Genomic DNA, 23,504 nt, shown 5'->3' with positions numbered 1-23,504 from the left:
AAAATGTTAGAGAGGGTCAATGTTTCCGTGACACAATGATCCGCTCTAACCATCCGTCGCCATATAGGCCGTGCCGGTCTTCACAGGTTGCGGGCCGACATTCCAACCCGGTGGCAAGCCGTTTTTAGGCGCCGATTGCGGTTGAGCGGCAATTGTTACGGCTGGCTTGGCCCGCTGCACCGGCTGCGGCTGGCTGCGCACCGGCTCACGGTAAACCGGTTGAGCGACAGTTGCGACCGGCGCGGAAGCGACAGGCCTCGTGAACGGCGGCTGCGCCGCAGGTGCAACAGCCGCACGCTGAACGGGCAGCGGGGCGCTGGCAGGCTTCGCCATTGGCGCATTAACAACTGGAGGCACGGCGCGCTCAACCGCTTGCGGCGGGGCGTTATAAGCAACAACCGGCCCCGGCTGCACCGCCGGGCGAGATGTCTTGGCAGCCGGGCGCGCAGGCTCCGTCGGGCCCGCAAAGCGTCCAAGGAAATTCTGAAGCGGAGAATTGTTCGACGCCACCATGACATTGCCGTTGGACATCGGATCCACCAGCGGCACCCGCTCGCCCTTGCGCGTGTAAGAGGCCATCAGATACGGCATGTCATGCCCGCTCATATCGGCCGGGCCAACATATTTCACCTTGACATGCGCCGTGCCGCGCCCCTTCACGTCAAGCAGCTCGGCGGCCTTGTCGGAAAGGTCGATCAGCCGGTTTTGATGGAAGGGACCACGGTCGTTGACGCGGACAAGAACGGAACTGCCCGTATCCAGATTGGTCACGCGGGCATAGCTGGGCAAGGGCATGGTCGGATGTGCAGCGGAAATGCTGTATTGGTCATAGACCTCGCCATTGGCGGTATAACGACCATGGAAAGCCGAGCCATACCACGAGGCAAGGCCGACGGCTTCGTAATTCGGGTTTTCCTTCGGCGTATAGGTTTTTCCCGCAACCACATAAGGATCGCCTACCAGGCGGCGGCCACCACCCTTGGGTACCGGGCCGTTTTCCACCACACGCGGACTGGCCTTCACGCCATAGGCGGATTCGGCGAAATACTCCTTGCTACGCTTCTTTGCCGTATCAACCTTCGACGTGTCATGCGTGGTCGAACACGCCGCCAGCGAGAAGCCGACAAAGGCCAGCGCAACGCCACGAATTGAGACCGCTACCGGCCGAACAGCTTTAAACACCTGCATAACCTTCATCGCATCCGGACCCCAAACTTGCCTGCCTCGCCGCCGCGCAGCATCAAAATGGTACGTCCTCATTCCCCGAATGGCACAGAACCTGCCATAGCAAAAGCGGGGATAACATGGCAAAAATGCGATTATGGTTAAAGCCTTAGCGAAATTACTTCCCATCATGGTTAATGATCTATGAAATCTGGCTGGCATTTTCGTTAACAAGCCATGTTTCAAAACAAAACGGCCCCTTGCGGGGCCGTTCATGTTAATTCACGTTAAGCATATGGGCAGTTATTCGGATGCGTTATCCGTATCCGTGGCCAGCGAAATATCCTCTTCGGCTATTCCGGCAGCATCTTCATCGCCTTCCGGCTCACTGATACGCTCGACCGAAACCACTTTCTCATCCTTGGCCGTGGAGAAGATCGTCACACCCTTGGTTGCACGGCTGGCAATGCGAATGCCGTCCACCGGCACACGGATCAACTGCCCGCCATCGGAAACCAGCATGATCTGATCCTTGTCCTCGACAGGGAAAGCAGCCACCAGTTCACCAATTTCATTGGTCTTGGAGGTATCGGTGGCACGGATGCCCTTACCGCCGCGACCGGAGGTGCGGAAGTCATAAGACGAAGACCGCTTGCCGAAGCCGCGCACCGAGACCGTCAACACGAACTGTTCACGCGCCTTGAGTTCCTGATACCGCTCTTCCGGCAGGTCCTGCACATCGCCGACTTCTTCGCCGACCAGCGCAATATCTTCCTCATCCACACCACTGGCGCGCCGCTCGGCAGCAGACCGCTTGAGATAGGCGGCGCGCTCCCAAGGTTCGGCATCTACATGGCCGACAATCGTCATGGAGATAATGCGATCGCCCGGCTGAAGCGTGATGCCGCGCACCCCGATGGAGTTACGCCCGGCAAAGACGCGCACCTCATCGACGGGGAAGCGAATTGCCTGGCCCAGCGCCGTGGTCAGCAGCACATCGTCACGATCCGTGCAGGTTTCGACGGAGAGGATTTCATCGCCCTCCTCTTCCAGCTTCATGGCAATCTTGCCGTTGCGGTTGACCTGCACAAAATCCGACAACTTGTTACGGCGCACGGTCCCGCGCGTTGTCGAGAACATGACGTCGAGATTATCCCAGCTCGCCTCATCTTCAGGCAGCGGCATGATTGTGGTGATCCGCTCTCCCGCCTCAAGCGGCAGCATGTTGATCAGCGCCTTGCCACGCGAGGTGGGCGTACCGATCGGCAACCGCCAGACCTTTTCCTTGTAAACAATCCCGCGCGAGGAGAAGAACAGCACCGGCGTATGGGTATTGGCAACGAAAAGCCGCGTGGCGAAATCTTCGTCCTTCATTGCCATGCCGGAACGGCCCTTGCCGCCACGGCGCTGGGCGCGATAGGTGGCGAGCGGCACGCGCTTGATGTAACCGGCATGGGAAACCGTGACAACCATGTCCTCACGGGCGATGAGATCCTCATCGTCCATATCGGGGCCGCCTTCCATGATCTGGGTGCGGCGCGGCGTGCCGAATTCATCGCGAACCGCCGCCAGCTCGTCCTTGACGATCTGCATGATGCGGACACGCGATGAGAGGATCTCCAGATAATCGGCAATTTCCGCGCCGATCTTGTTCAGTTCCTCATCGATTTCATCCCGGCCCAGAGCCGTCAGGCGGGCAAGGCGCAATTCGAGGATGGCGCGCGCCTGCTCCTCGGAGAGATTATAGGTGTTGTCCTCGTTGATGCGATGGCGGGGATCGTCGATCAGGCGAATCAACGCATCGACATCATGGGCCGGCCAGCGCCGCTCCATCAATTGCTCGCGCGCCGTCTGCGGGTCCGGGGCGCGCCGGATGAGGTTGATGACCTCATCGATATTGGCAACCGCAATCGCAAGACCTACCAACACATGGGCGCGGTCACGGGCCTTGCGCAGCAGGAACTTGGTGCGACGGCTGACAACTTCCTCGCGGAAGGACACGAAGGCCTTCAGCATATCCAGCAGTGTCAACTGCTCCGGCTTGCCGCCATTCAATGCCACCATGTTGCAGCCGAACGAGGTTTGCAACGGGGTGTAACGGTAGAGCTGGTTGAGGATCACATCGGCATTGGCATCGCGCTTCAGCTCGATGACGACACGATAGCCCTGGCGGTCAGATTCGTCGCGCAGATCGGAAATGCCCTCGATACGCTTCTCGCGCACCAGTTCGGCCATTTTCTCGATCATCGTCGCCTTGTTCACCTGATAGGGAATTTCGGTGATGATGATCTGCTCGCGATCGCCGCGCATCGGCTCGATCCGCGCAACGCCGCGCATGATCACGGAGCCGCGTCCCGTTTCATAGGCGGAGCGAATGCCGCTGCGGCCAAGGATCATGGCGCCCGTTGGAAAATCCGGGCCGGGAATAATCTGCATGAGCTCCGGCAATTCGATTGCCGGATTATCGATGACCGCAATGCAGCCATCGACCACTTCGCCAAGATTATGCGGCGGAATATTGGTGGCCATGCCAACGGCAATACCGCCCGCACCATTGACCAGCAGGTTCGGGAATTTGGCGGGAACCACGACCGGCTCGGAAAGCGTGCCGTCATAGTTATCGCGGAAATCGACGGTTTCCTTGTCCAGGTCATCCAGAAGCGAATGGGCGGCCTTCTGAAGGCGGCATTCCGTGTAGCGCTCGGCTGCGGGCGGATCGCCATCGACGGATCCGAAATTGCCCTGACCGTCAATCAGCGGAAGCCGCAGGGACCAGTCCTGCGCCATACGCGCCAGCGCATCGTAAATCGCGGCATTGCCGTGCGGATGGTATTTACCCATCACGTCACCGGTGACGCGGGCGCATTTGACGTATTTCTTGTTCCAGTCGATGCCGAGTTCGGACATTCCATAGAGAATGCGCCGGTGAACGGGCTTCAACCCGTCGCGCACATCCGGCAGCGCACGGCTCACGATGACGCTCATGGCGTAATCGAGATAGGAGCGCTGCATCTCCGTCATGATCGAGATGGGTTCGATATCAGACGGCATCTTGCCGCCGCCTTGTGTGCTGCTCTGGTCAGTCAAAACGGGTCACGATCTCTCGTTTGTGCGCCTCTCCATGCAGCAGCGCAACGGCGCCGGCATGGGCTGGCCATGTTTGCGGATGGCAAGTGAGGACGATTCGCCTAACCCGCCAACCAGTGATGGATTTATAGCCGAAACAACCCTTCAGCGCCAATTTTCGCGGATGTTTTGAACAGTCTTTTGCGGATTAAACAAGGCATTTTACATTTTTTGCTGACATACTGAGCAACTGAACCCGCACCGCCAAAAACCCTTACGGGAAAGACGCGCATGACGACCTTCGAACTGCTGATCAACGCCCTCACGACCCTGCTCGTCACGCTCGATCCACCCGGTCTTGCGCCCCTCTTTCTCGGGCTGACGCGGGGCATGAGCCGAAGCCAGCGCAAGCAGGTAGCCCTGCGCGGATCGATCATCGCCTTCAGTATTCTGGCGGTCTTCGCGCTGTTTGGCGCCAGCATTCTCTCGGCGCTGGGCATTTCCATGGGCGCCTTCCGCATCGCAGGTGGATTGATGCTTTTCTCGATTGCCTTCGAGATGATCTTCGAAAAGCGCCAGGAGCGGAAGGAAAAGACATCCGAAGACGCCATCACGCGCGATCACGTCCACAATATAGCGGTTTTTCCACTGGCCTTGCCACTGATTGCCGGACCAGGCGCGATCTCAGCCACTATTTTGCTTGCGGGATCACTGCCCGGCGCTGTGGGACGAATTGAACTGCTCGCCGTCATCGCAGTCAGCATTCTGGCGGTATTCTGTGCCCTCATCATCGCCGATCGGCTGGACCGTTTCCTGGGCGTAACAGGTCGCGCCATTCTCACGCGCCTGCTCGGCGTCATCCTCGCCGCGCTTTCCGTCCAGTTCGTCGTTGATGGCGTAAAATCAGCCTTCGCCCTCTGACCCGCACCATTCCTCACCGTAATTTCCGGCAAGGAGTGATGCCGCAGATACAGGAACATACAGCGCCGAGCGTTTTATCACACGCATGGCGCTGCAAGCCCCCAGGGTGACGCTCAGACCAGAGCCGCAGCGACAGCCTCGATGGCCTCCGCAGCCTTGGCGCCATCCGGTCCACCAGCCTGCGCCATGTCCGCACGGCCGCCGCCGCCCTTGCCGCCAAGAGCCGCAGCCGCAACCCGAACCAGATCAACAGCCGAGAAGCGCCCGCTCAAATCGCCTGTGACGCCCACCACGGCACTGGCCTTGCCGTCATCAGCAACGGCAATCAGCACCACCACCCCAGAACCGATAGAGGCCTTGGTCTCATCGACCATACCCTTGAGATCCCTGGCGTCTATACCGTTCAGCGTCTTGCCGACGAATTTGAGGCCGTTCACCTCGCGCGGTGCATCGGCCCCGCCTGCATTGCCGCCCATGGCAAGTTTCCGCTTTGCCTCGGCAAGCTCGCGCTCCAGCTTGCGCCGTTCGTCAACCAGCTGCTCCACCCGGCCGACGACATCGCCGGGCTGTACCTTCAACGCTGCGGCCAGGGATTTCACGCGCTCATCCTGTTCAGCCAGATAGGCACGAGCATCCTCACCGGTCAGCGCTTCAATACGGCGCACTCCCGCGCCAACCGCACTTTCCGCCACGAGGCGCACAAGACCAATGTCACCGGTGGCCGATACATGCGTGCCACCGCAAAGCTCGATGGAATAGGTCTTGCCAGCCTTCGCCCCGCGCGTGCCCGTCCCCATCGAAACCACCCGCACTTCATCGCCGTACTTCTCACCGAAAAGCGCCATGGCACCTTCGGCAATCGCGTCATCGACCCCCATAAGCCGGGTTACGACCGCAGAATTCTGCACAATGATCTCATTGGCCATCTCCTCGACCAGCTTCAACTCTTCAGCCGAAATCGGTTTTGGGTGGGAAATGTCGAAGCGCAGGCGCTCCGGCGCAACAAGCGAGCCCTTCTGGGCAACATGCGTGCCCAGCACTTCCCGAAGCGCTTCATGCAGAAGGTGCGTTGCAGAGTGATTGGCGCGCAAACGGCTGCGGCGGGCATGGTCAACGGTCAACGAAACCGGTTCGCCGGCCTTGACCGACCCTTCGCGCACATTTGCGATGTGCACGAAAAGCCCCTCACCCTTCTTCTGCGTATCGGTCACATCCAGAATAAAGCCTTCACCGGCGATCACGCCCGCATCGCCCATCTGACCACCGGATTCGCCGTAGAACGGCGTCTGGTTGACGACAACCTGAACGCTTTCACCGGCCACGGCATTTGCAATCACGGCGCCATCGCGCACGAGGGCAAGAATTTCGCCTTCAGCCGTCTCCGAGGAATAGCCCAAAAATTCACTGGCGCCGAACTTGTCCTTCAATTCGAACCAGACCGTTTCGGTGGCCTTGTCGCCGGAGCCAGCCCAGTTGGCGCGTGCCTCCGCCTTCTGGCGCTGCATGGCATCATTGAAACCGGTAATATCCACCCCGATCCCGCGCGCGCGCAGCGCATCCTGCGTCAAATCCAGAGGGAAACCATAGGTGTCGTAAAGCTTGAAAGCGGTCTCGCCATCGAGGCTGTCGCCCTTGGAAAGCGAGGAGGTCGAGTCGGCAAGCAGATTGAGGCCGCGTTCGAGCGTCTTGCGGAAACGGCTCTCCTCAAGCTTCAGCGTTTCGGAGATCAACGCCTCGGCGCGCACGAGTTCGGGATAGGCCCGGCCCATCTGCTGCACCAGCACCGGCAGCAGTTTGTAAATGATCGGCTCGCGCGCACCCAGAAGTTCGGCGTGACGCATGGCGCGGCGCATGATGCGGCGCAGCACATAGCCACGGCCTTCATTCGAGGGCAAAACGCCATCGGCGATCAGGAATGCGGAAGAGCGCAGATGGTCGGCAATGACGCGATGGCTTGCCCGGCGCTCACCTTCGGCCTTGACGCCGGTCAATTCCACCGACGCCTGAATAAGGGCGCGGAAAAGATCGATGTCATAATTGTCATGCTGGCCCTGAAGCAGGGCGGCCACGCGCTCAAGCCCCATGCCCGTATCGATGGAGGGACGCGGCAGGGCGATACGCTCTTCCTTCGTCACCTGTTCATACTGCATGAAAACGAGGTTCCAGATCTCGATGAACCGGTCGCCATCTTCTTCCGGAGAACCGGGAGGACCGCCCCAGATATGATCGCCGTGATCGTAGAAAATTTCAGAGCAGGGACCGCAGGGGCCGGTATCGCCCATGGCCCAGAAGTTGTCACTCGTGGGAATACGGATGATCTTGTGGTCCGGCAGGCCCGCGATCTTCTTCCAGAGATCGAAGGCCTCATCGTCGGTATGGTAGACCGTCACGCAAAGCCGATCCTTCGGAATGGCAAATTCCCTGGTGATCAGGTTCCATGCAAGTTCGATGGCGTTTTCCTTGAAGTAATCTCCGAAGGAAAAATTGCCGAGCATTTCGAAGAAGGTGTGGTGGCGGGCCGTATAACCGACATTATCCAGATCGTTATGCTTGCCGCCGGCGCGAACGCATTTCTGCGCCGTCGCTGCCGTGGAGTAGGGCCGCTGCTCAAGTCCGGTAAAAACGTTCTTGAACTGCACCATCCCCGCATTGGTGAACATCAGGGTCGGGTCATTGCGCGGCACAAGCGGGCTTGACGACACCACCTCGTGACCATTCGACTTGAAGTAATTGAGAAAGGTCGATCGAATGTCGTTTACGCCGCTCATGGGATGCCCTTGATATAGTGTCCAAACCGGACGGACCTTAGAAACCACCGGCTTTTATCGCCGGTCTTGTCGCCTGTCCAGCCAGAGATAGAAAAGGGCCGGAGATAAACGATCCCGACCCTTTCAACATTATCCGATGCTCACGCGGGCAAAGACTTATTCTTCCGCAGAATCGCCGTCATTTGCATCCGGACCGCCATTTTGCAGGAACCGCTCGGCGATCAAACCGGCATTCTGCCGCAACGCCAGTTCGATTTCCTGGGCAAGGGCCGGATTATCGCGAAGGAAATTTTTGGCGTTTTCGCGCCCCTGACCAAGCCGCTGGCTGTTATAGGAGAACCACGCCCCGGACTTTTCAACGATACCGGCCTTGACGCCAAGGTCAATCAGCTCACCCGTCTTGGAAACACCCTCGCCATACATGATGTCGAATTCGACCTGCTTGAAGGGAGGCGCCATCTTGTTCTTGACGACCTTGACCCTCGTCTGGTTGCCCACCACCTCTTCACGCTCCTTCACCGAGCCGATACGGCGAATATCCAGACGGACCGACGCATAGAATTTCAACGCATTGCCGCCCGTGGTGGTTTCCGGCGAGCCGAACATCACGCCGATCTTCATGCGGATCTGGTTGATGAAGATGACCATGCAATTCGAGCGCGAAATGGATGCGGTCAACTTGCGGAGCGCCTGACTCATGAGACGTGCCTGCATACCCGGCAGACTGTCGCCCATCTCCCCCTCGATTTCGGCGCGTGGCGTCAGTGCTGCAACGGAGTCAACGACCAGAACGTCGATTGCGCCGGAACGCACCAGCGTATCGGTAATTTCAAGCGCCTGCTCGCCCGTATCGGGCTGCGAGATAAGCAGGTTCTGCAAATCCACTCCCAGCTTGCGCGCATAAACCGGATCCAGCGCATGTTCGGCATCGACAAAGGCGCAAATGCCGCCCTTCTTCTGCGCTTCGGCGATGGTTTGCAGGGCAAGCGTGGTTTTACCCGAACTTTCGGGACCGTAAATTTCAATGATGCGCCCCTTCGGCAGGCCGCCAATGCCGAGCGCAATATCCAGACTGAGAGAACCCGTCGAAACGGTATCGATCTCCACGACCTTTTCATTGGCGCCGAGCTTCATGATCGAGCCCTTGCCGAAGTTTCGCTCGATCTGCGAGAGAGCTGCTTCCAATGCCTTGCTTTTATCCACCGATTTGTCCTCTACGAGCCGCAAAGAATTCTGAGACATGGGAACCACCTTTAGGTTATTGCCGCCGCATAGGCAACGAAACGGCTGATTGCGAATATGTACTTATTTTGTTCTCATTTCGCAAGCCCCTCTCAAGCCATTGCCTTATTTAATTTTTTCCTATTTGTTCTTGTAATGTTTTCATACGCTTGCAAGAGTGCTGCTCGCGCTTGCACGCTTGTATTCCATCGTGCTGCGCGGTATTCGATTCGCCTTGAAAGGCCACGGAAGGGTGAAATGACAATCGATGTTCTGGTTCTCGGTGGCGCCCATATCGACCGGCGCGGCCGCATTTCCGCCCGCCTCGTGGCGGGCGCCAGCAATCCGGGCAGCTGGATCGAAGAGCCGGGCGGCGGTGGCTTCAACGCCGCCCGCTCGCTTTCGCGTCTTGGGCTCAGCGTCACGATGGTGTCTCCCCGCGGCGGCGACGCGACAGGTGAGAAGGTCACGGAGGCAGCTCTTGCGGCAGGCGTCGATGACCGGCCCTTTGTCTTTCTTGATCGCGCGACCCCGACCTATACGGCCATCCTAGAGAACGACGGCAATCTCGTCGTTGGCCTTGCCGATATGGAGCTTTACCGGCTTTTCACCCCGCGCCGCTTGCAGGTAAAGTCAGTGCGCGAGGCCATGGCCCAGGCACGGATTGTTGTGGTGGACGCCAACCTGCCCACGGAGACGCTGGAGGCAATTGCGGCGATCACCTCCCGGCAGGGGCAAATGCTGGCGGGCATTGCCATCTCCCCGGCCAAGGTCATTCGCTATCGCAATTGCCTTGACAAGTTGGGCTGGCTTTTCCTGAATGAGGCTGAAGCCGCAGCATTGACGGGGCGAGCGGGCTCTGCTCCGCTTGAGTTGGCCAATCTCCTGCGCGCCGAGGGTTTAAAGGCAGCCGTTGTGACGCGCGGCCCCTCGCCGGCCCTTTGCTTTCATGCGAGCGGGGCCTTCACCATCGATCCGCCGCCGCTATCGGCTATCAGAGACGTCACAGGTGCGGGCGACTCGCTGGCGGCGGGCATGATTTACGCCTTGGCCCGTGGCTTTCAGCCGCCGCAAGCGCTGCGGCACGGTGTTGCACTGGCAGGACTGACGCTGCTATCTCCTCAGGCAATCGTCGCCGATCTGCATCCCGACCAACTTGGCAAAGCACTTACCCGCGTAGCGGAGGCCGTGCCGCTAGGATCATGAAGCCCTCTAAGCTCTTGTTTTCCAGCATTTCCGAACGAAACCGTGACTACACTTTTCTTGGGACAATGCTCTATGGTGTGTGGACATTCGCCCTTGAGCGGGCTGCAAACGGTAATTTTCTGCGCTCCCGGTGCTCATGTACTCAAGTACACTCCGCTCCGGTTCTCGAAAATCACGGCTTTCGCCACCCCCAATGCCGAATGTCCAAACACCATAGACACTTGAACGCCAGACATTTGATCGCGGCGCATGTCGCGCCGAAAAGCCAAAGCCAAATCATGGAGCCCCTATGACACGCGCCATCTCGCCCCTCCTGCCAATCGTTTACTCCCGCGAGGTCGCCGCCGCCAAAAGCCGCAATGCGCCGATCGTTGCGCTGGAATCGACAATCATCACGCACGGTATGCCCTATCCCGACAATGTCGAAATGGCGCAGGGCGTGGAGGCCATCATTCGGGAAAGTGGCGCGGTACCGGCAACAATCGCCATCATCGAAGGCGTACTGCATATCGGCCTTGAAACCGCAGAGATTGAAAAACTGGCACAATTGCCCGACGTCATGAAGGTGTCGCGCGCCGATATGGCCTTCGCCATCGCCGAGCGACGTTCCGGGGCCACGACCGTTGCGGCCACGATGATTGCGGCAGCGCGCGCCAATATCTCGGTTTTTGCCACCGGCGGCATTGGCGGCGTGCATCGCGGGGCAGAGGAAAGCTTTGACATTTCGGCGGATTTGCAGGAGCTGGGCCGCACACCGGTCATCGTGGTGTGCGCGGGCGCCAAATCCATTCTCGACATTCCTAAAACCCTTGAAGTCCTGGAAACGCTGGGCGTGCCTGTCGTAACCTATGACAGCGACATTTTTCCGGCCTTCTGGTCGCGCGATTCTGGCCTGAAAAGCCCTCTTTCGCTGGAAAGTCCGGCAGCAATTGCCAATTTCCAGAAGGTGCGCGAGCAGCTTGGCATCGATGGCGGCATGTTGATTGCAAACCCCGTGCCGGAAGAATTCGAAATCGCCCGCGAGGAAATGGAGATCTATATTGCCCGAGCCCTGGCGCAGGCCGAGCGCGAGGAGATTACCGGCAAGGCCGTCACTCCCTTTCTTCTGGATGCGATCTTTCACATCACGGAAGGACGCAGCCTGACCACCAATATCGCACTGGTGGAAAACAACGCGCGGCTTGCAGCGGAAATCGCCGTTGCCATGAGCTGACGGGCGCTTTTCATTCGCAAAATACTTTCGGACCTGCGATGCGGAGCCTGCACGGCGCTCCGCATCATGTCTGGCCATAACCTGGAGAAACGCCGGAATTGCCGCTCAGCTATCCAGCATTTCCCTGACGGCGACAGCCAGTTGCTTGAGCGAGAAGGGCTTGGGCAGGAAGCCGAATTTCGCATCGGCAGGCAGGTTGCGGGCAAAGGCATCCTCGGCATAGCCTGATACGAAGATGAACTTGAGATCGGGATAGTTCTTGCGAAGCTCCCGCAACAGCGAAGGGCCGTCCATTTCCGGCATTACAACATCCGAAACGACGATATCCACCTTGCCTTGCAGCTCCTCCATAATGTCCAGCGCTTCCACTCCGGACCCGGCCTCGTGGACGGTATAGCCGCGGGTTTCAAGCATACGCTTGCCGCCGCGGCGCACGGCATCCTCGTCTTCGACCAGAAGCACCACGGCGGATTTGCCCGTGAGATCGGCAGGCTCGTTATCGGCGCCGGAAGCGGCGGCTTTCGAAGTGGCAGCCGTCTTCGCACCTTCCTCCGCGCTTTGGACAGGGGCTTGGCCGGTATTTGCGATGGCCGCAGCAACAGCGGGTGTTTCCGGCACGAAACGCGGCAGGAAAATCCGGAAACTGGTGCCCTCACCCACCTCCGATTCGAGATAGATATAGCCCCCGGTCTGTTTGATGATGCCATAGACCATGGCGAGCCCCAGACCCGTTCCCTTGCCGACCTCCTTGGTGGTGAAGAACGGCTCGAAGATCTTGTCCATGATTTCCGGGGCAATACCCGTTCCGGTATCCGACACTTCGATCAGAACGAAATCCTCGCTCGGCAAGCCTCGATAATTGAACGAAGCAGCCTCGACCCCGCCGATATTGCGCGTGGAAATGGTAATGCGTCCGCCCTGCGGCATGGCGTCACGCGCATTGACGCAGAGATTGATCAGCACCTGTTCGAATTGGGACAGATCGGCCTTTACCGGCCAAAGATCGCGGCCATAATCGACATTCAGCTTGACATTGGTGCCGGAAATCAGCCGATCCACGAGCATTCTGAGATCGCCGATCACGTCGGTGAGGTTCAGCACGCTTGGCCGCATGGTCTGCTTGCGCGAAAAGGCGAGCAATTGCCGCACGAGAACGGCTGCACGGTTTGCGTTGCGCTTGATTTCCATCAGATCGGCGAAGCTCGAATCGGAAGGCCGCGCCTGCAACAGCAGATGGTCGGAAGAAAGAAGAATGGCCGTCAACACATTGTTGAAATCATGGGCGATGCCGCCCGCCAGCGTGCCGACGGCATTCATCTTCTGCGTCTGGGCCATCTGGGTTTCCAGCGCTTTCTGATCCGTTACATCGACGGCATAGACGATTGCCGCCTCTTCCGGCGCCTCGTCGCTCTGATCGATCACGGCATTGACGTAAAAGCGGAAATGGCGCGCATCGTCGTTGGGATGGCGGGAATCGATGGGGATAATATCCACCTGCCGGTCCCGCGCGGCCAGAAGCGCCTCGTCGAAACGCTCGCGCTCATTGGGATGGATAACCGCATCGAGCCTGGCCTTGCGATCGATCTCATCCCTTGAAACCACGTCGGAAAAGAATTTCAGGAAGGGCGCATTGGTGCGCAGAATGCGCCCCTCGCCATCCACGGAGGCAATAGCCATCGGGGTGTTGTTGAAAAAGCGTGTGAAGCGCATGGAAGCGCTGGAATCGGAGCGCTCACCTGACGCGGATTCCTGTCGTGCCAGCACGATGGTTCGGCTTTCACCGGGCGCCCCGTCCAGCGCCGAGCGTACCCGGTGCACAAGCCTTGCCGGGAAGCTGCGGCCATCAGCGCGGCGAAGGTCGAGATCGAGCGTTGCCGTGCGGCTGAGGCCCGGCTGAGCCTGAACGGATTGAATGAGCGCCATGCCTTCTCCCGCCACAAGATCCGCCAGATAGACGGAGCCGGGAGAAAATTGCGTGAGATCGATGCCCAGCCATTCGGCAAGCGTGGCGTTCAGATAGAAAATCTCGCCCTTGCGCCCGGCTGAGAAAAATCCCGCCGGTGCGTGATCGAGATAATCGATTGCATTCTGCAATTCCTTGAAGAAGCGCTCCTGATCGTCGCGCTCGGAAGTGATGTCGGCGATCTGCCAGATTTGCAGACCCTCGCCCTGCCCCACCAGACGCCGGGCCCGCAGCCGGTACCAATGGGCGCCAGAGCCGTTATCGGACTTCGGGCCGAGGGGCTTGAGCAGGCGAAACTCCTCATATCCCTCCTTGCCTTCCCGCAGACCGTTGATAAGCCGATAAAGCGCCTCACCGGCTTCGCGGTGACGCGAAAGCAGCGTTTCCAGCGCCTGAAGCTCGGTGGCGCGGCGCGTGCCGGTCATTCGGCCATAGGCGGCATTGGCGTAGATGATGCGGCCACGCGCATCCGTGATCACCGTGCCTTCGCTCTGGCTATCGAGAAATGCCCTGCCCAGTCCATCGGAGGGTGTTTGTGGCGTTACCTCGATGAAGCCAATGGCAGCCGAGACGAGAAAAAAGATGCCGACGATCGCCAGAATGCCGAGAACACCCAGAACGATCTGATTATCGAGAGAGTTCTTGAAAAACACAAATCCTGCCGCCGCCGCAAGCAGTACGAAGGCCAGAATGATGATGCGTAAAGCGGCCCCGCCATGCGGGCGGCGATCGACGAGCGGCCCGAGGCTGTCATCGGTCTGCTGCGGCTTTTTCATTCTTTCCTCATCTGTATCCTACGGGCAGCAGAATCGCAGCCAAACCATTCTTAGCAACTTGCGCGAACACCACAAAGCGCCGCAGCGCCACAATCGCGGACATTCACAGGCAATCTCCGGCCTTTCCCGCATTCTTGCGGGCCAGCCCTTCTTCCCTTGGCAATGCTCTGCCATAGATAGGGTGGGAATTTGGTTCGAGCATGGCTATAAGCCGTCGGCGAGGTAAAGAGCAGCCCCCGCCCGGTCAGGCTTTGTTTGAACCCCGCCAGCGCCCGGCACGTGGCGGCATTCCATTGACTGCAACTGTCATCCGACGGGAGAATACGACCATGATGGACGAAATCATCAACGCCTACGGGGGCCGTTTCCTGATCGCCGCACTCGGCGTCATTCTGGCTCTGGCGGTTCTGGTCGTCATATTGTGGATCCTGAAAAATCGCGCGCCTTCGCCCTTTGTCCGTGGTGGCCGTAGCCGTCAGCCGCGCTTGCAGGTGCTGGATGCCGCCGCTGTCGATGCCCGCCGCCGCCTGGTGCTTGTCCGGCGGGATAATGTCGAGCATCTCATCCTGATCGGCGGCCCAAGCGACATCGTGGTCGAAAGCGGCATTGGCGAACCCCGCACCGTGCTGGCCGGTGAACTGGCAGGGCGTGAAGCCCTCGAAGCACCGCCTCAGAGGCGAGAGCCTGCGACAACGGCCATACCCGACGCTGCCGGTGCAACGTCGCTTTCGCAGCCAACGGTTCAGCTTGCCGCAGCTCAAGCCAATGCGGCCCCGGAACGACAGCCCCACAAGGAAACCGTCGATCGAACGATCGCCCCGGCGCCATCGACACCTGCGCCTGTCCGTGAGGCCGTAAAGCCCATCGTGGCTGAGCCGGTCAGCCCACCCGCCCCGGCGCCGGTCGTTGCGCCCACCACCCGGCCAGAGAACGCCGACGTTGCGATTTCTCAGGACAAACCGGCTGGCAGCCTGCCTACGCGAAAAATCGAGGCCCAGGCGGAAGCCGCCTCAGCCCTTCTGGATTCGGTTCGCAATCGCGTTCTTCCGCCAAGAACCGAGCCATTTCCCGCCGAGCGCTATACAAAGCCCGCCGCTGCCCCGGCACCCAAAACTGCCCCGGAACCCAAATCCGAATTCGAAAAAGTCCTCGATAACCAGATGACCGCCGCCGCACAGCTGCAAAATGCGGAAACCCAACAGCCCGCCACGGCACTTTCAGCCAAGCCAACTCCGCCGAAGCCTACGGTGGAGCCGCCCGTCGCGCGCGCAATTCCTCCCATCCCCACACCGCAAGCCACCTCATCCACAGCCGTCAAGGACAATCAGCCCGCCAGGGAAAAACACGCCGACGCCGAACTTCAGGACGAGATCGCCCGTATATTCGGTGAAATGAACGCGACGAAAAACTGAACAGGCGCAGCGGATATTTTTAACCGTTTTCAGGAAAACCGTGGGCCACTTTTCCTGAAAATGCTTTGGCTGCCTGATTGACGCATTTTCGGACGGAAAACCGTGGACCACTTTTCCTGAAAATGCTTTAAGGCTCCCGCCTCCATTCCTCGTGAAAAATCAAATCTTCGAGTGCGAGGCGGTCGCGCCATCCTTTGACCTGCAATTCCGGCTGGTCGTACAGGGCCGACACCTTGCCAAGGCAGAGCCAGCCGATAATCTCGATGCCCGCTGGAATGTTGAGGATGGCGCGCAGGTCGGCATCGTGAAAAATGCTGACCCAGCCCACACCGATGCCCTCGGCCCTTGCGGCCAGCCACAGGTTCTGGATCGCGCAGACCGTCGAGTAACTGTCCATACGCGGATTATGGGTCCGCCCGAGCACGACGGGACCGGCCCGGTCAGGATCGCACGTAACACAAATACCCAGCGGCGCCTTGAGAATGCCCTGCAATTTGAGCTGGCGGTAAAGCACCGCCTTTTCGCCGCTGAAAAGCTCTGCCGCCTCGTCATTGGCGCGTGAAAAGGCCTCGAACACAGCCTTGCGCCTTTCCTCGTCCCGCACAAGAATGAAATTCCAGGGCTGCATGAAACCGACCGACGGCGCGTGGTGAGCAGCCTCGAGAATGCGCATGAGCGTTTCGGGCTCGATCGGATCCGGCAAAAATTCATCGCGAACATCCCGGCGCGTCATAATGGCGCGATAAACGGCTGCCTTTTCCTCTTCGGAAAAGGCCGATGCTGTGGTCATGTTACTATTGTCCACGGGCTCACTCCTCCGATTTGCCATCATACTGGGACCGATGAATACAGGAATTTCCCAGTTCCGAAACTGCCCCGGTCCCGACCACTTTTTCCAAACGGGCTTGAGGGTTATCTTTCTTCGTTTTTGTACCGTTTTTTTTCGAAAGCTAGGGTCGGGACCTGTTAATCTGCCATGAGGGAAGGAGTGTGATTCTCATGTCCGTTTTCAAGGGTTTGGGCATAGGTTTTTCGCGTCGCCTTTTCGGCGTCGAGGAGGGATTATTATAAGGAATTTCAAATATTTCAATTGCGTCAGAGGCTTGAGATATTCGAAAGGGGAATACCAAGAGTCATTTTTAATGACCCGTGGTATGATTTCTGCAAAGCCCAACGCCTACAACGTCATAAGATCAAGAACATGTTCAGCCAACTCAAGGATTGGCAGCGTGTCGCTACCCGGTATGACCACCGTGCCGACGTCTTTATGACAACAATCTGGAGCTGCTCCTCAAAAACCGGACAGGATCAGGTTTCTGTTTGACGGTTTAAGAACTCACGAGGCGAGCGATACCCTAATGCCTTGTGCGGGTGAAGGGTATTGTAGTGTTCGAACCATGAGGGCAGTTGCGCGATGACGGTTGCGGCGTCTGGTCGAGGGTTCACTGAGACGTAGTCGCGCTTGAATGTTTTAACGAAAGCCTCTGCCATCCCATTGGATTGAGGGCTGCGAATGGGCGTGGAGCAAGGCTCAGTGCCGATATCGACAAGCAGTGACCTGGTGTCCTTCGCGATGAAGCAGGAACCGTTTCCGTCAGCCATTCGATTGGCTTTGGAAGGGCATTGATGAGACCGAAGCGGTTCTCAACAGCCGTAATGATCAGGTCCTGGACGTCCTCACTCCTGATGCCCTCTGTTGTCGCGACATGGGCAATGGCTTCGCGATCACAGCAACCGAGCGCGAAGGCAACGCGACGACCAATGTTCCGCTTCGTTTGCGAGGTCAGGGGACTGGTGGCGTGGAAATCGACAGGATCATTGGCCTCAACCTCCCGACAGCAGCCCCGGCCACATCTGGTGCCTTCTGGCGAGACACAGCCAGCGGGAATGTCATCAAGCAGGTGCCGTAGGGATTACAGCCATGGCGCCTGTCGCTTCCGACGCGACAGCGCCACATCGATCTCCGTCTTGAGGATCGCTTCGTCAACTTCATTCAACCACGGGAGCCGGAAAGTGGCTTCGTTCCTAATCTTCTCGTACAGTTCTTTATTGGCTGAGACCCGTGACTTATCGGAAGGGGAGGGCAGAACCTTCATATTCATCCCGGCTTCCAACGACACGTAGCGGACGAGATTTCCGCCTTTGCCGTCTGGGGTCGATACAATGCCGTACCCTTCGCGTTTGAGACGGAACGAAAGGTCTAGGTGCTCAAAGCCATATCCCGCCAGCCTGGGATCGTAGTACCCAACCTTCTCGATGGCCTCGCGCGAGAATCCCATAAGACAGCCCGTTAGAACGTTTGCGAAATAAGGATCTTCGATACTTCCCTTCCCCGTTACGTTGCGGCTCTCGAGGTAGGGTTTAAGGTGATGATCGTTGGCCCAGTTAACATGGCCCCATTTGTCGATAGCAGCCATCCAGCTCTTTTGCCAGCCTTTCTCAAAGGCGATCATGTCGTCTTCAATGATGAGGATATGCGTGGCGTCTGTATGATTGACGAGCCAATAGAGGCCGCGGTTCTTGTTCCACGAAATGCCGCGGTTTTTACCTGTCACTACAGGGATGCCAAGGCCATCGCAGATGCGAACTGTTTCATCGGCGCCGCCGTCCTCGCAAACGACTAGGTGAAAGTTGGTGTCCGTGAACGTGCGGAGGGAGGCCAAAAGCCAGCGAAAGCTGCGGATCGATTGTATGTGCAAATTGCAGTCCCAAGGGATGGCGACATAGGCGAACTTTCTGAGGAGTAGGAGAAATATCAGGAGGGGATGACGAGGTTGTATTTGGCCGCGGACATTTCGAGCCTTTTCCTCATGTAAGTGGGAGTATCTTCAACAGCGTCCGAAGCATCGTGCGCAGCCTGTAGGTCTTCCATGAACTCGGCATTAGCTTCTTCAATCCCTGCTACCTCTCGGATGAGGGGATCCGTCGTCGCTCGACCTTCTAGTTCGGGAACGTAACGGGCATCTGGAATAAGGTGGCCAATGGAACATTTAAGCCCACCTTCTCCACGGTAGGCAGATCGATAGTTTCTCTCGCTACGGCGGAAACCCTGCGCCGCCAGCCCTCGGTAAACAATGTCGAATATCTCTTGCTGTGTTCTGGTCTCGCTCATAGCAAACTCCTGACCTGATATCGGCACTCTGCCTAGCACTGAAACCTGAACTCCTCAACATCGGAGAAAAACCATGGCTCGGGAATTTTCGGACCTTCGGCTGTTTGTGGGTCGCGTAATTGTCGAGAATGACGGGGACCGCCTTGTCGTTGGACAGTTTGAAGCTGCGCCAGCGGTGCGGCGCCAGGCCATGTTCATGCCAGATCTTCACGACCGAAGAGGCGGCAATCCCAACAGCCTTCGCCATCGCGCGAACGGTCCAAGGCGTTGCCTCCTGTCGAGGTGTCTCAAGTGTCAGCGCCACGACCTGCTCAACAAGTCGCCATCAAGCAGCGCAATGCCGGGCGGCCTGCTCTTGTCGCGCAGGAGGCCATCGACACTCTCGGACATGAAACGCTCCTGCCAGCGCCAAACGCAGGGTTTGGATTTTCCCTTCACCTCCATGATGGCGAATGTTCCCAGACCGTCGCCGCTCATCAAGATATGATCTTCGCTCGCCACACATGTTTCTGCGCAGAAGTCAGAGCGCCAATGATGGCTTCAAGCCGAACTCGGTAGGCGGCTGTGACGTCAAATCTGATCCCTGTGCGCATCCCCAAATGTCGCACAATCTGGACCACTTGCGAATCTCGGAACGGAATCTTTTGTCTCGATCAAATCACTAGAACGGAATATCGTCGTCCAGATCGTTGGAGAAGCCACCGGAAGGCTGCGAAGAACCGCGGCCGCCGCCGGATGAACCGCCACGACCGCCCGATGAGGGCGCCATGCCGTAATCGTCGTAGCCACCGCCACCGCCGAAGTCATTGCCGCCACGGCTTGCCCCGCCGCCGTCACCGCGACCGCCCAACATGGTCAGCGTGGAATTGAAGCCCTGAAGCACGACTTCGGTGGAGTAACGGTCGTTACCGTTCTGGTCCTGCCATTTGCGGGTCTGAAGCTGACCCTCGACGTAAACCGTCGAGCCCTTCTTCAGATATTGCTCGGCAACCTTGCACAGGCCCTCATTGAAAATGACAACGGTGTGCCATTCGGTCTTTTCACGGCGCTCGCCGGAATTGCGATCACGCCAGGTCTCGGAGGTGGCGATGCGCAGATTGGCAATGGGACGTCCATCCTGCGTGCGGCGAATTTCCGGATCGGCACCCAGATTGCCCACCAAAATAACCTTGTTGACGCTACCAGCCATGATACTCACCTCATTGCCGCGCGAACGCGGCTTCAAACCTTAATCAGCTTTAACCTTACCCCATTGTGCCCTGACAAGGGCATCGGCAATGACCACAATCCACAACGAAATATGTTCTTTCTTTGTTCTAGATATTTGTTATGGTCCTGTCAACGGATTCGCATCGGGGCGCGCAAATCGCCCCGGACCGCCTCGACAGAACGCTACCCATGACTAAATAAGGAACGTCGTTCCAGCCGCTTTCCTGTTAGCCGAGCCATATCATGAGTGAATTGAAAACCATCCGCGTGCGTGGTGCGCGTGAACATAACCTGAAGAATGTGGATCTCGATCTGCCACGCAACAGCCTGATCGTGATGACCGGGCTTTCAGGCTCCGGCAAATCCTCGCTGGCTTTCGACACGATCTATGCGGAAGGCCAGCGCCGCTACGTGGAAAGCCTCTCGGCCTATGCCCGGCAGTTTCTGGAGATGATGCAGAAGCCGGACGTAGACCAGATCGAGGGCCTTTCACCGGCAATTTCCATCGAGCAGAAAACCACCTCGCGCAATCCGCGCTCCACCGTCGGTACGGTGACGGAAATCTACGATTACATGCGCCTGCTCTTTGCCCGCGTCGGGGTGCCCTACTCCCCCGCCACCGGCCTGCCGATCGAAAGCCAGACCGTGAGCCAGATGGTCGATCGCATTCTGGCCTTCGAGGAAGGAACGCGGCTCTATATTCTGGCGCCGATGATCCGGGGCCGGAAGGGCGAATACAAGAAAGAGCTTGCCGAGCTGATGAAGAAGGGCTTCCAGCGCGTCAAGATCGACGGCCAGTTCTACGAGATTGCCGAAGCGCCAACCCTGGACAAGAAATACAAGCACGACATAGACGTGGTGGTGGACCGCGTCGTGGTGCGCAGCGATATAGGCTCCCGCCTTGCCGACAGTCTGGAAACCTGCCTGCGGCTGGCGGACGGTCTGGCGGTGGCGGAATTTGCCGACAAGCCCCTGCCGCCAGAGGAAACCTCCGCCGGTGGCGCTGCGAACAAATCCCTGAACGAAACCCACGAAAGAGTATTGTTTTCGGAGAAATTCGCCTGCCCCGTCTCCGGTTTCACCATTTCGGAAATCGAGCCGCGGCTGTTTTCCTTCAACAACCCTTTTGGCGCCTGCCCGACCTGTGATGGCCTGGGGTTCCAGCAGAAAATCGATGACGCGCTGATCGTGCCCGAGCAGGGGGTCCGGCTGAAGGATGGTGCGATTGCGCCTTGGGCAAAATCCTCATCACCCTATTACAATCAGACGCTCGAAGGCCTGGGCAAGGTCTATGGCTTCAAGCTGACGAGCAAATGGGCAGACCTCGCGGAGGACGCCCGAAAGGCCATATTGCACGGCACGACAAAAGCCGTGGAGTTCACCTATACCGACGGTTCACGCTCCTACACCGCCACAAAGACATTCGAAGGCATCATTCCCAATCTCGAACGGCGCTGGAAAGAAACCGACAGCGCCTGGGCGCGGGAAGAAATCGAGCGCTACATGTCTGCCGCGCCCTGCCCCGCCTGCAACGGCTTCCGGCTGAAGCCCGAGGCGCTCGCGGTGAAAATCGACGGCAAGCATATCGGTCAGGTCACGGAAATGTCGATCCGGGTGGCAGGCGCATGGTTCAACGACCTTCCCGCCAAGCTGACCGACAAGCAAAATGAAATTGCAACCCGTATTCTCAAGGAAATCCGCGAGCGGTTGACCTTTCTCAACGACGTCGGGCTGGACTATCTCAGCATGTCGCGTGCGTCCGGCACGCTTTCCGGCGGCGAAAGCCAGCGTATCCGGCTTGCCTCGCAGATTGGCTCCGGATTGACCGGGGTGCTTTACGTGCTGGACGAGCCCTCCATCGGCCTGCATCAGCGCGACAATGCCCGCCTGCTGGATACGCTGAAACATCTGCGAGACATCGGCAACACGGTCATCGTTGTCGAGCATGACGAAGATGCGATCCTCACGGCCGATTATGTCGTGGACATCGGCCCGGCAGCCGGCGTTCATGGCGGACAGGTTGTGGCGGAGGGCACGCCCCGCGAGATCATGGCCAATGCAAACTCGCTGACCGGACAATACCTCACCGGAGCGCTCGGGGTTGCAGTTCCCGATGCAAGGCGCAAGCCGAAAAAAGGTCAACAGATCAAGGTTTTCGGCGCGAAGGGAAATAACCTCAAGAATGTCACTGCGGCCATTCCGCTTGGCGTCTTTACCGCCGTTACCGGGGTATCGGGCGGCGGAAAATCCACCTTCCTCATCGAGACGCTCTACAAGTCAGCGGCGCGCCGCATCATGGGCGCACGCGAAAATCCTGCCGAGCACGAGCGCATCGACGGCTTCGAATTTATCGACAAGGTCATCGATATTGACCAGTCCCCCATCGGACGCACGCCACGCTCAAACCCGGCAACCTATACCGGCGCTTTCACGCCGATCCGAGACTGGTTCGCGGGCCTGCCCGAAGCAAAGGCGCGCGGCTATCAGCCGGGACGCTTTTCCTTCAACGTCAAGGGAGGGCGCTGCGAGGCCTGCCAGGGCGATGGCGTGATCAAGATCGAGATGCACTTTCTGCCGGATGTTTATGTCACCTGCGACGTCTGCCACGGCAAGCGCTATAATCGTGAAACGCTGGACGTCACCTTCAAGGGCAAGTCCATTGCCGATGTGCTTGATATGACGGTCGAGGAAGGCGTGGAGTTCTTTTCTGCGGTTCCGGCCGTTCGCGACAAATTGCAGGCACTTTTCGATGTCGGCCTTGGTTATATAAAGGTCGGCCAGCAGGCCAATACGCTCTCCGGCGGCGAGGCGCAGCGCGTCAAGCTGGCCAAGGAGCTGTCCAAACGCTCGACGGGACGCACCCTTTACATTCTCGATGAACCGACGACGGGTCTGCACTTCCACGATGTCGCCAAGCTTCTGGAAATGTTGCAGGAGCTGGTCAACCAGGGCAACTCCGTGGTGGTGATCGAGCACAATCTCGAAGTCATCAAGACCGCCGACTGGATCATCGACTTCGGCCCGGAAGGCGGCGATGGCGGCGGCACCATCGTGGCGCAAGGCACGCCGGAAGATGTGGTAAAGGTAGAAGCCTCCTATACAGGACAGTTCCTCAAGGAGCTTCTGGAGCGCCGGCCGATGAAAAAGACGCAAGCCGCGGAATAGGCGGGAGGATATTTAACGGAAGCAAGGAATTTTAGATCCTTGTTTCATTCGGGGCGGATTAGGGTGTGTCGCGATCTTTCAGATTCCACAGTACACGACGCTGAGGAATTTGGCGTGGCCTACCCCCCTCTGCCTTGCCAGGCATCTCCCCCTCAAGGGGGGAGATTGCAATGCCGACAAAGCGCCATTCTTCAACGACTATTTGTGATGACGGCCTTTTCAGGAATTCAGGCAGGGCCTTGATCTTGCCGATCTCCCCCCTTGAGGGGGAGATGTCCGGCAGGGCAGAGGGGGGTTAACCACACGCA

14 protein-coding genes and 2 pseudogenes are annotated in these 23,504 nt (G+C 58.5%); 5 read left to right on the top strand and 11 right to left on the bottom strand.

Annotated features, from left to right (window positions below; genetic code table 11):
- Positions 1-45: 45 nt before the first annotated feature.
- On the bottom strand, positions 46-1,182 hold the full coding sequence (locus tag T424_RS21670) for a septal ring lytic transglycosylase RlpA family protein (RefSeq protein ID WP_407921373.1): 1,137 nt from the start codon (positions 1,180-1,182) through the stop codon (positions 46-48).
- Between the two features lie 285 nt (positions 1,183-1,467).
- The gene (gene gyrA, locus T424_RS0102850; RefSeq protein ID WP_027486378.1) at positions 1,468-4,251 is read right to left on the bottom strand and encodes a DNA gyrase subunit A; all 2,784 of its coding nucleotides are present in this window, start codon (positions 4,249-4,251) and stop codon (positions 1,468-1,470) included.
- 270 nt (positions 4,252-4,521) lie between these two features.
- Here gyrA and T424_RS0102845 point away from each other — a divergent pair, with 270 nt between their 5' ends.
- Positions 4,522-5,151, top strand: coding sequence for a MarC family protein (locus tag T424_RS0102845; protein WP_027486377.1), 630 nt, complete (start codon positions 4,522-4,524; stop codon positions 5,149-5,151).
- A 113-nt stretch (positions 5,152-5,264) separates the two neighbouring features.
- Here the strand turns inward: T424_RS0102845 and alaS are convergent, their stop codons facing one another.
- The gene (gene alaS / locus T424_RS0102840; protein ID WP_027486376.1) at positions 5,265-7,919 is read right to left on the bottom strand and encodes an alanine--tRNA ligase; all 2,655 of its coding nucleotides are present in this window, start codon (positions 7,917-7,919) and stop codon (positions 5,265-5,267) included.
- A 156-nt stretch (positions 7,920-8,075) separates the two neighbouring features.
- Positions 8,076-9,161, bottom strand: a complete 1,086-nt coding sequence (gene recA, locus T424_RS0102835) for a recombinase RecA (protein ID WP_027486375.1) — start codon at positions 9,159-9,161, stop codon at positions 8,076-8,078.
- 237 nt (positions 9,162-9,398) lie between these two features.
- Between recA and T424_RS0102830 the strand changes: the two genes are divergently transcribed.
- Positions 9,399-10,346 (top strand): carbohydrate kinase family protein, encoded by a 948-nt coding sequence (locus T424_RS0102830; protein WP_027486374.1) that lies wholly within the window; start codon positions 9,399-9,401, stop codon positions 10,344-10,346.
- A gap of 289 nt (positions 10,347-10,635) precedes the next feature.
- Positions 10,636-11,559: a pseudouridine-5'-phosphate glycosidase gene (locus T424_RS0102825; RefSeq protein WP_027486373.1), complete on the top strand. Its 924-nt coding sequence runs from the start codon at positions 10,636-10,638 to the stop codon at positions 11,557-11,559.
- Between the two features lie 105 nt (positions 11,560-11,664).
- On the opposite strand, the gene cckA is transcribed toward T424_RS0102825, so the two are convergent.
- Positions 11,665-14,298 carry a cell cycle histidine kinase CckA gene (gene cckA / locus T424_RS0102820; protein WP_027486372.1) on the bottom strand — a complete coding sequence of 878 codons (2,634 nt, stop codon included), beginning with the start codon at positions 14,296-14,298 and terminating at the stop codon, positions 11,665-11,667.
- 329 nt (positions 14,299-14,627) lie between these two features.
- On the opposite strand from cckA, the gene T424_RS0102815 reads away from it, so the two are divergent.
- Complete coding sequence (locus tag T424_RS0102815; protein WP_027486371.1) at positions 14,628-15,710, top strand: flagellar biosynthetic protein FliO; 1,083 nt, start codon at positions 14,628-14,630, stop codon at positions 15,708-15,710.
- A gap of 127 nt (positions 15,711-15,837) precedes the next feature.
- On the opposite strand, the gene bluB is transcribed toward T424_RS0102815, so the two are convergent.
- The 6 genes and pseudogenes from bluB to T424_RS0102785 all read right to left on the bottom strand — a co-directional run bounded on the left by bluB (position 15,838) and on the right by T424_RS0102785 (position 20,011).
- A complete protein-coding gene (gene bluB / locus T424_RS0102810; protein ID WP_027486370.1) occupies positions 15,838-16,500 on the bottom strand; it encodes a 5,6-dimethylbenzimidazole synthase in 663 nt (220 codons plus the stop codon).
- Positions 16,501-17,018: 518 nt separating this feature from the next.
- Positions 17,019-17,464 (bottom strand): annotated as a pseudogene (locus T424_RS21950) (integrase core domain-containing protein); the annotation flags it as partial.
- A 159-nt stretch (positions 17,465-17,623) separates the two neighbouring features.
- A complete protein-coding gene (locus tag T424_RS0102800; protein ID WP_027486368.1) occupies positions 17,624-18,409 on the bottom strand; it encodes a glycosyltransferase family 2 protein in 786 nt (261 codons plus the stop codon).
- Between the two features lie 56 nt (positions 18,410-18,465).
- Positions 18,466-18,822 (bottom strand): hypothetical protein, encoded by a 357-nt coding sequence (locus T424_RS22825; RefSeq protein WP_027486367.1) that lies wholly within the window; start codon positions 18,820-18,822, stop codon positions 18,466-18,468.
- Between the two features lie 139 nt (positions 18,823-18,961).
- Positions 18,962-19,415, bottom strand: a pseudogene (locus T424_RS20025) (helix-turn-helix domain-containing protein); the annotation flags it as partial.
- A gap of 68 nt (positions 19,416-19,483) precedes the next feature.
- Complete coding sequence (locus tag T424_RS0102785; RefSeq protein WP_027486365.1) at positions 19,484-20,011, bottom strand: single-stranded DNA-binding protein; 528 nt, start codon at positions 20,009-20,011, stop codon at positions 19,484-19,486.
- Between the two features lie 263 nt (positions 20,012-20,274).
- Between T424_RS0102785 and uvrA the strand changes: the two genes are divergently transcribed.
- Complete coding sequence (uvrA, locus tag T424_RS0102780) at positions 20,275-23,196, top strand: excinuclease ABC subunit UvrA (protein ID WP_027486364.1); 2,922 nt, start codon at positions 20,275-20,277, stop codon at positions 23,194-23,196.
- The last annotated feature ends 308 nt before the right edge of the window (positions 23,197-23,504 follow it).

Origin of the sequence: Allorhizobium undicola ORS 992 = ATCC 700741, from assembly GCF_000621665.1 — a bacterium.
Taxonomy (GTDB): domain Bacteria; phylum Pseudomonadota; class Alphaproteobacteria; order Rhizobiales; family Rhizobiaceae; genus Allorhizobium; species Allorhizobium undicola.
The sequence above is the reverse complement of the archived record's forward strand: the minus strand, read 5'-3'. Positions and strand labels throughout refer to the sequence as shown.

Coding starts and splice junctions, on each gene's coding strand:
- cckA (WP_027486372.1), bottom strand. CDS start 14,298: ATGAAAAAGCCGCAGCAGACCGATGACAGCCTCGGGCCGCTCGTCGAT.
- T424_RS0102845 (WP_027486377.1), top strand. CDS start 4,522: ATGACGACCTTCGAACTGCTGATCAACGCCCTCACGACCCTGCTCGTC.
- T424_RS0102825 (WP_027486373.1), top strand. CDS start 10,636: ATGACACGCGCCATCTCGCCCCTCCTGCCAATCGTTTACTCCCGCGAG.
- T424_RS0102815 (WP_027486371.1), top strand. CDS start 14,628: ATGATGGACGAAATCATCAACGCCTACGGGGGCCGTTTCCTGATCGCC.
- T424_RS0102785 (WP_027486365.1), bottom strand. CDS start 20,011: ATGGCTGGTAGCGTCAACAAGGTTATTTTGGTGGGCAATCTGGGTGCC.
- T424_RS0102830 (WP_027486374.1), top strand. CDS start 9,399: ATGACAATCGATGTTCTGGTTCTCGGTGGCGCCCATATCGACCGGCGC.
- bluB (WP_027486370.1), bottom strand. CDS start 16,500: ATGACCACAGCATCGGCCTTTTCCGAAGAGGAAAAGGCAGCCGTTTAT.
- uvrA (WP_027486364.1), top strand. CDS start 20,275: ATGAGTGAATTGAAAACCATCCGCGTGCGTGGTGCGCGTGAACATAAC.
- recA (WP_027486375.1), bottom strand. CDS start 9,161: ATGTCTCAGAATTCTTTGCGGCTCGTAGAGGACAAATCGGTGGATAAA.
- alaS (WP_027486376.1), bottom strand. CDS start 7,919: ATGAGCGGCGTAAACGACATTCGATCGACCTTTCTCAATTACTTCAAG.
- T424_RS22825 (WP_027486367.1), bottom strand. CDS start 18,822: ATGAGCGAGACCAGAACACAGCAAGAGATATTCGACATTGTTTACCGA.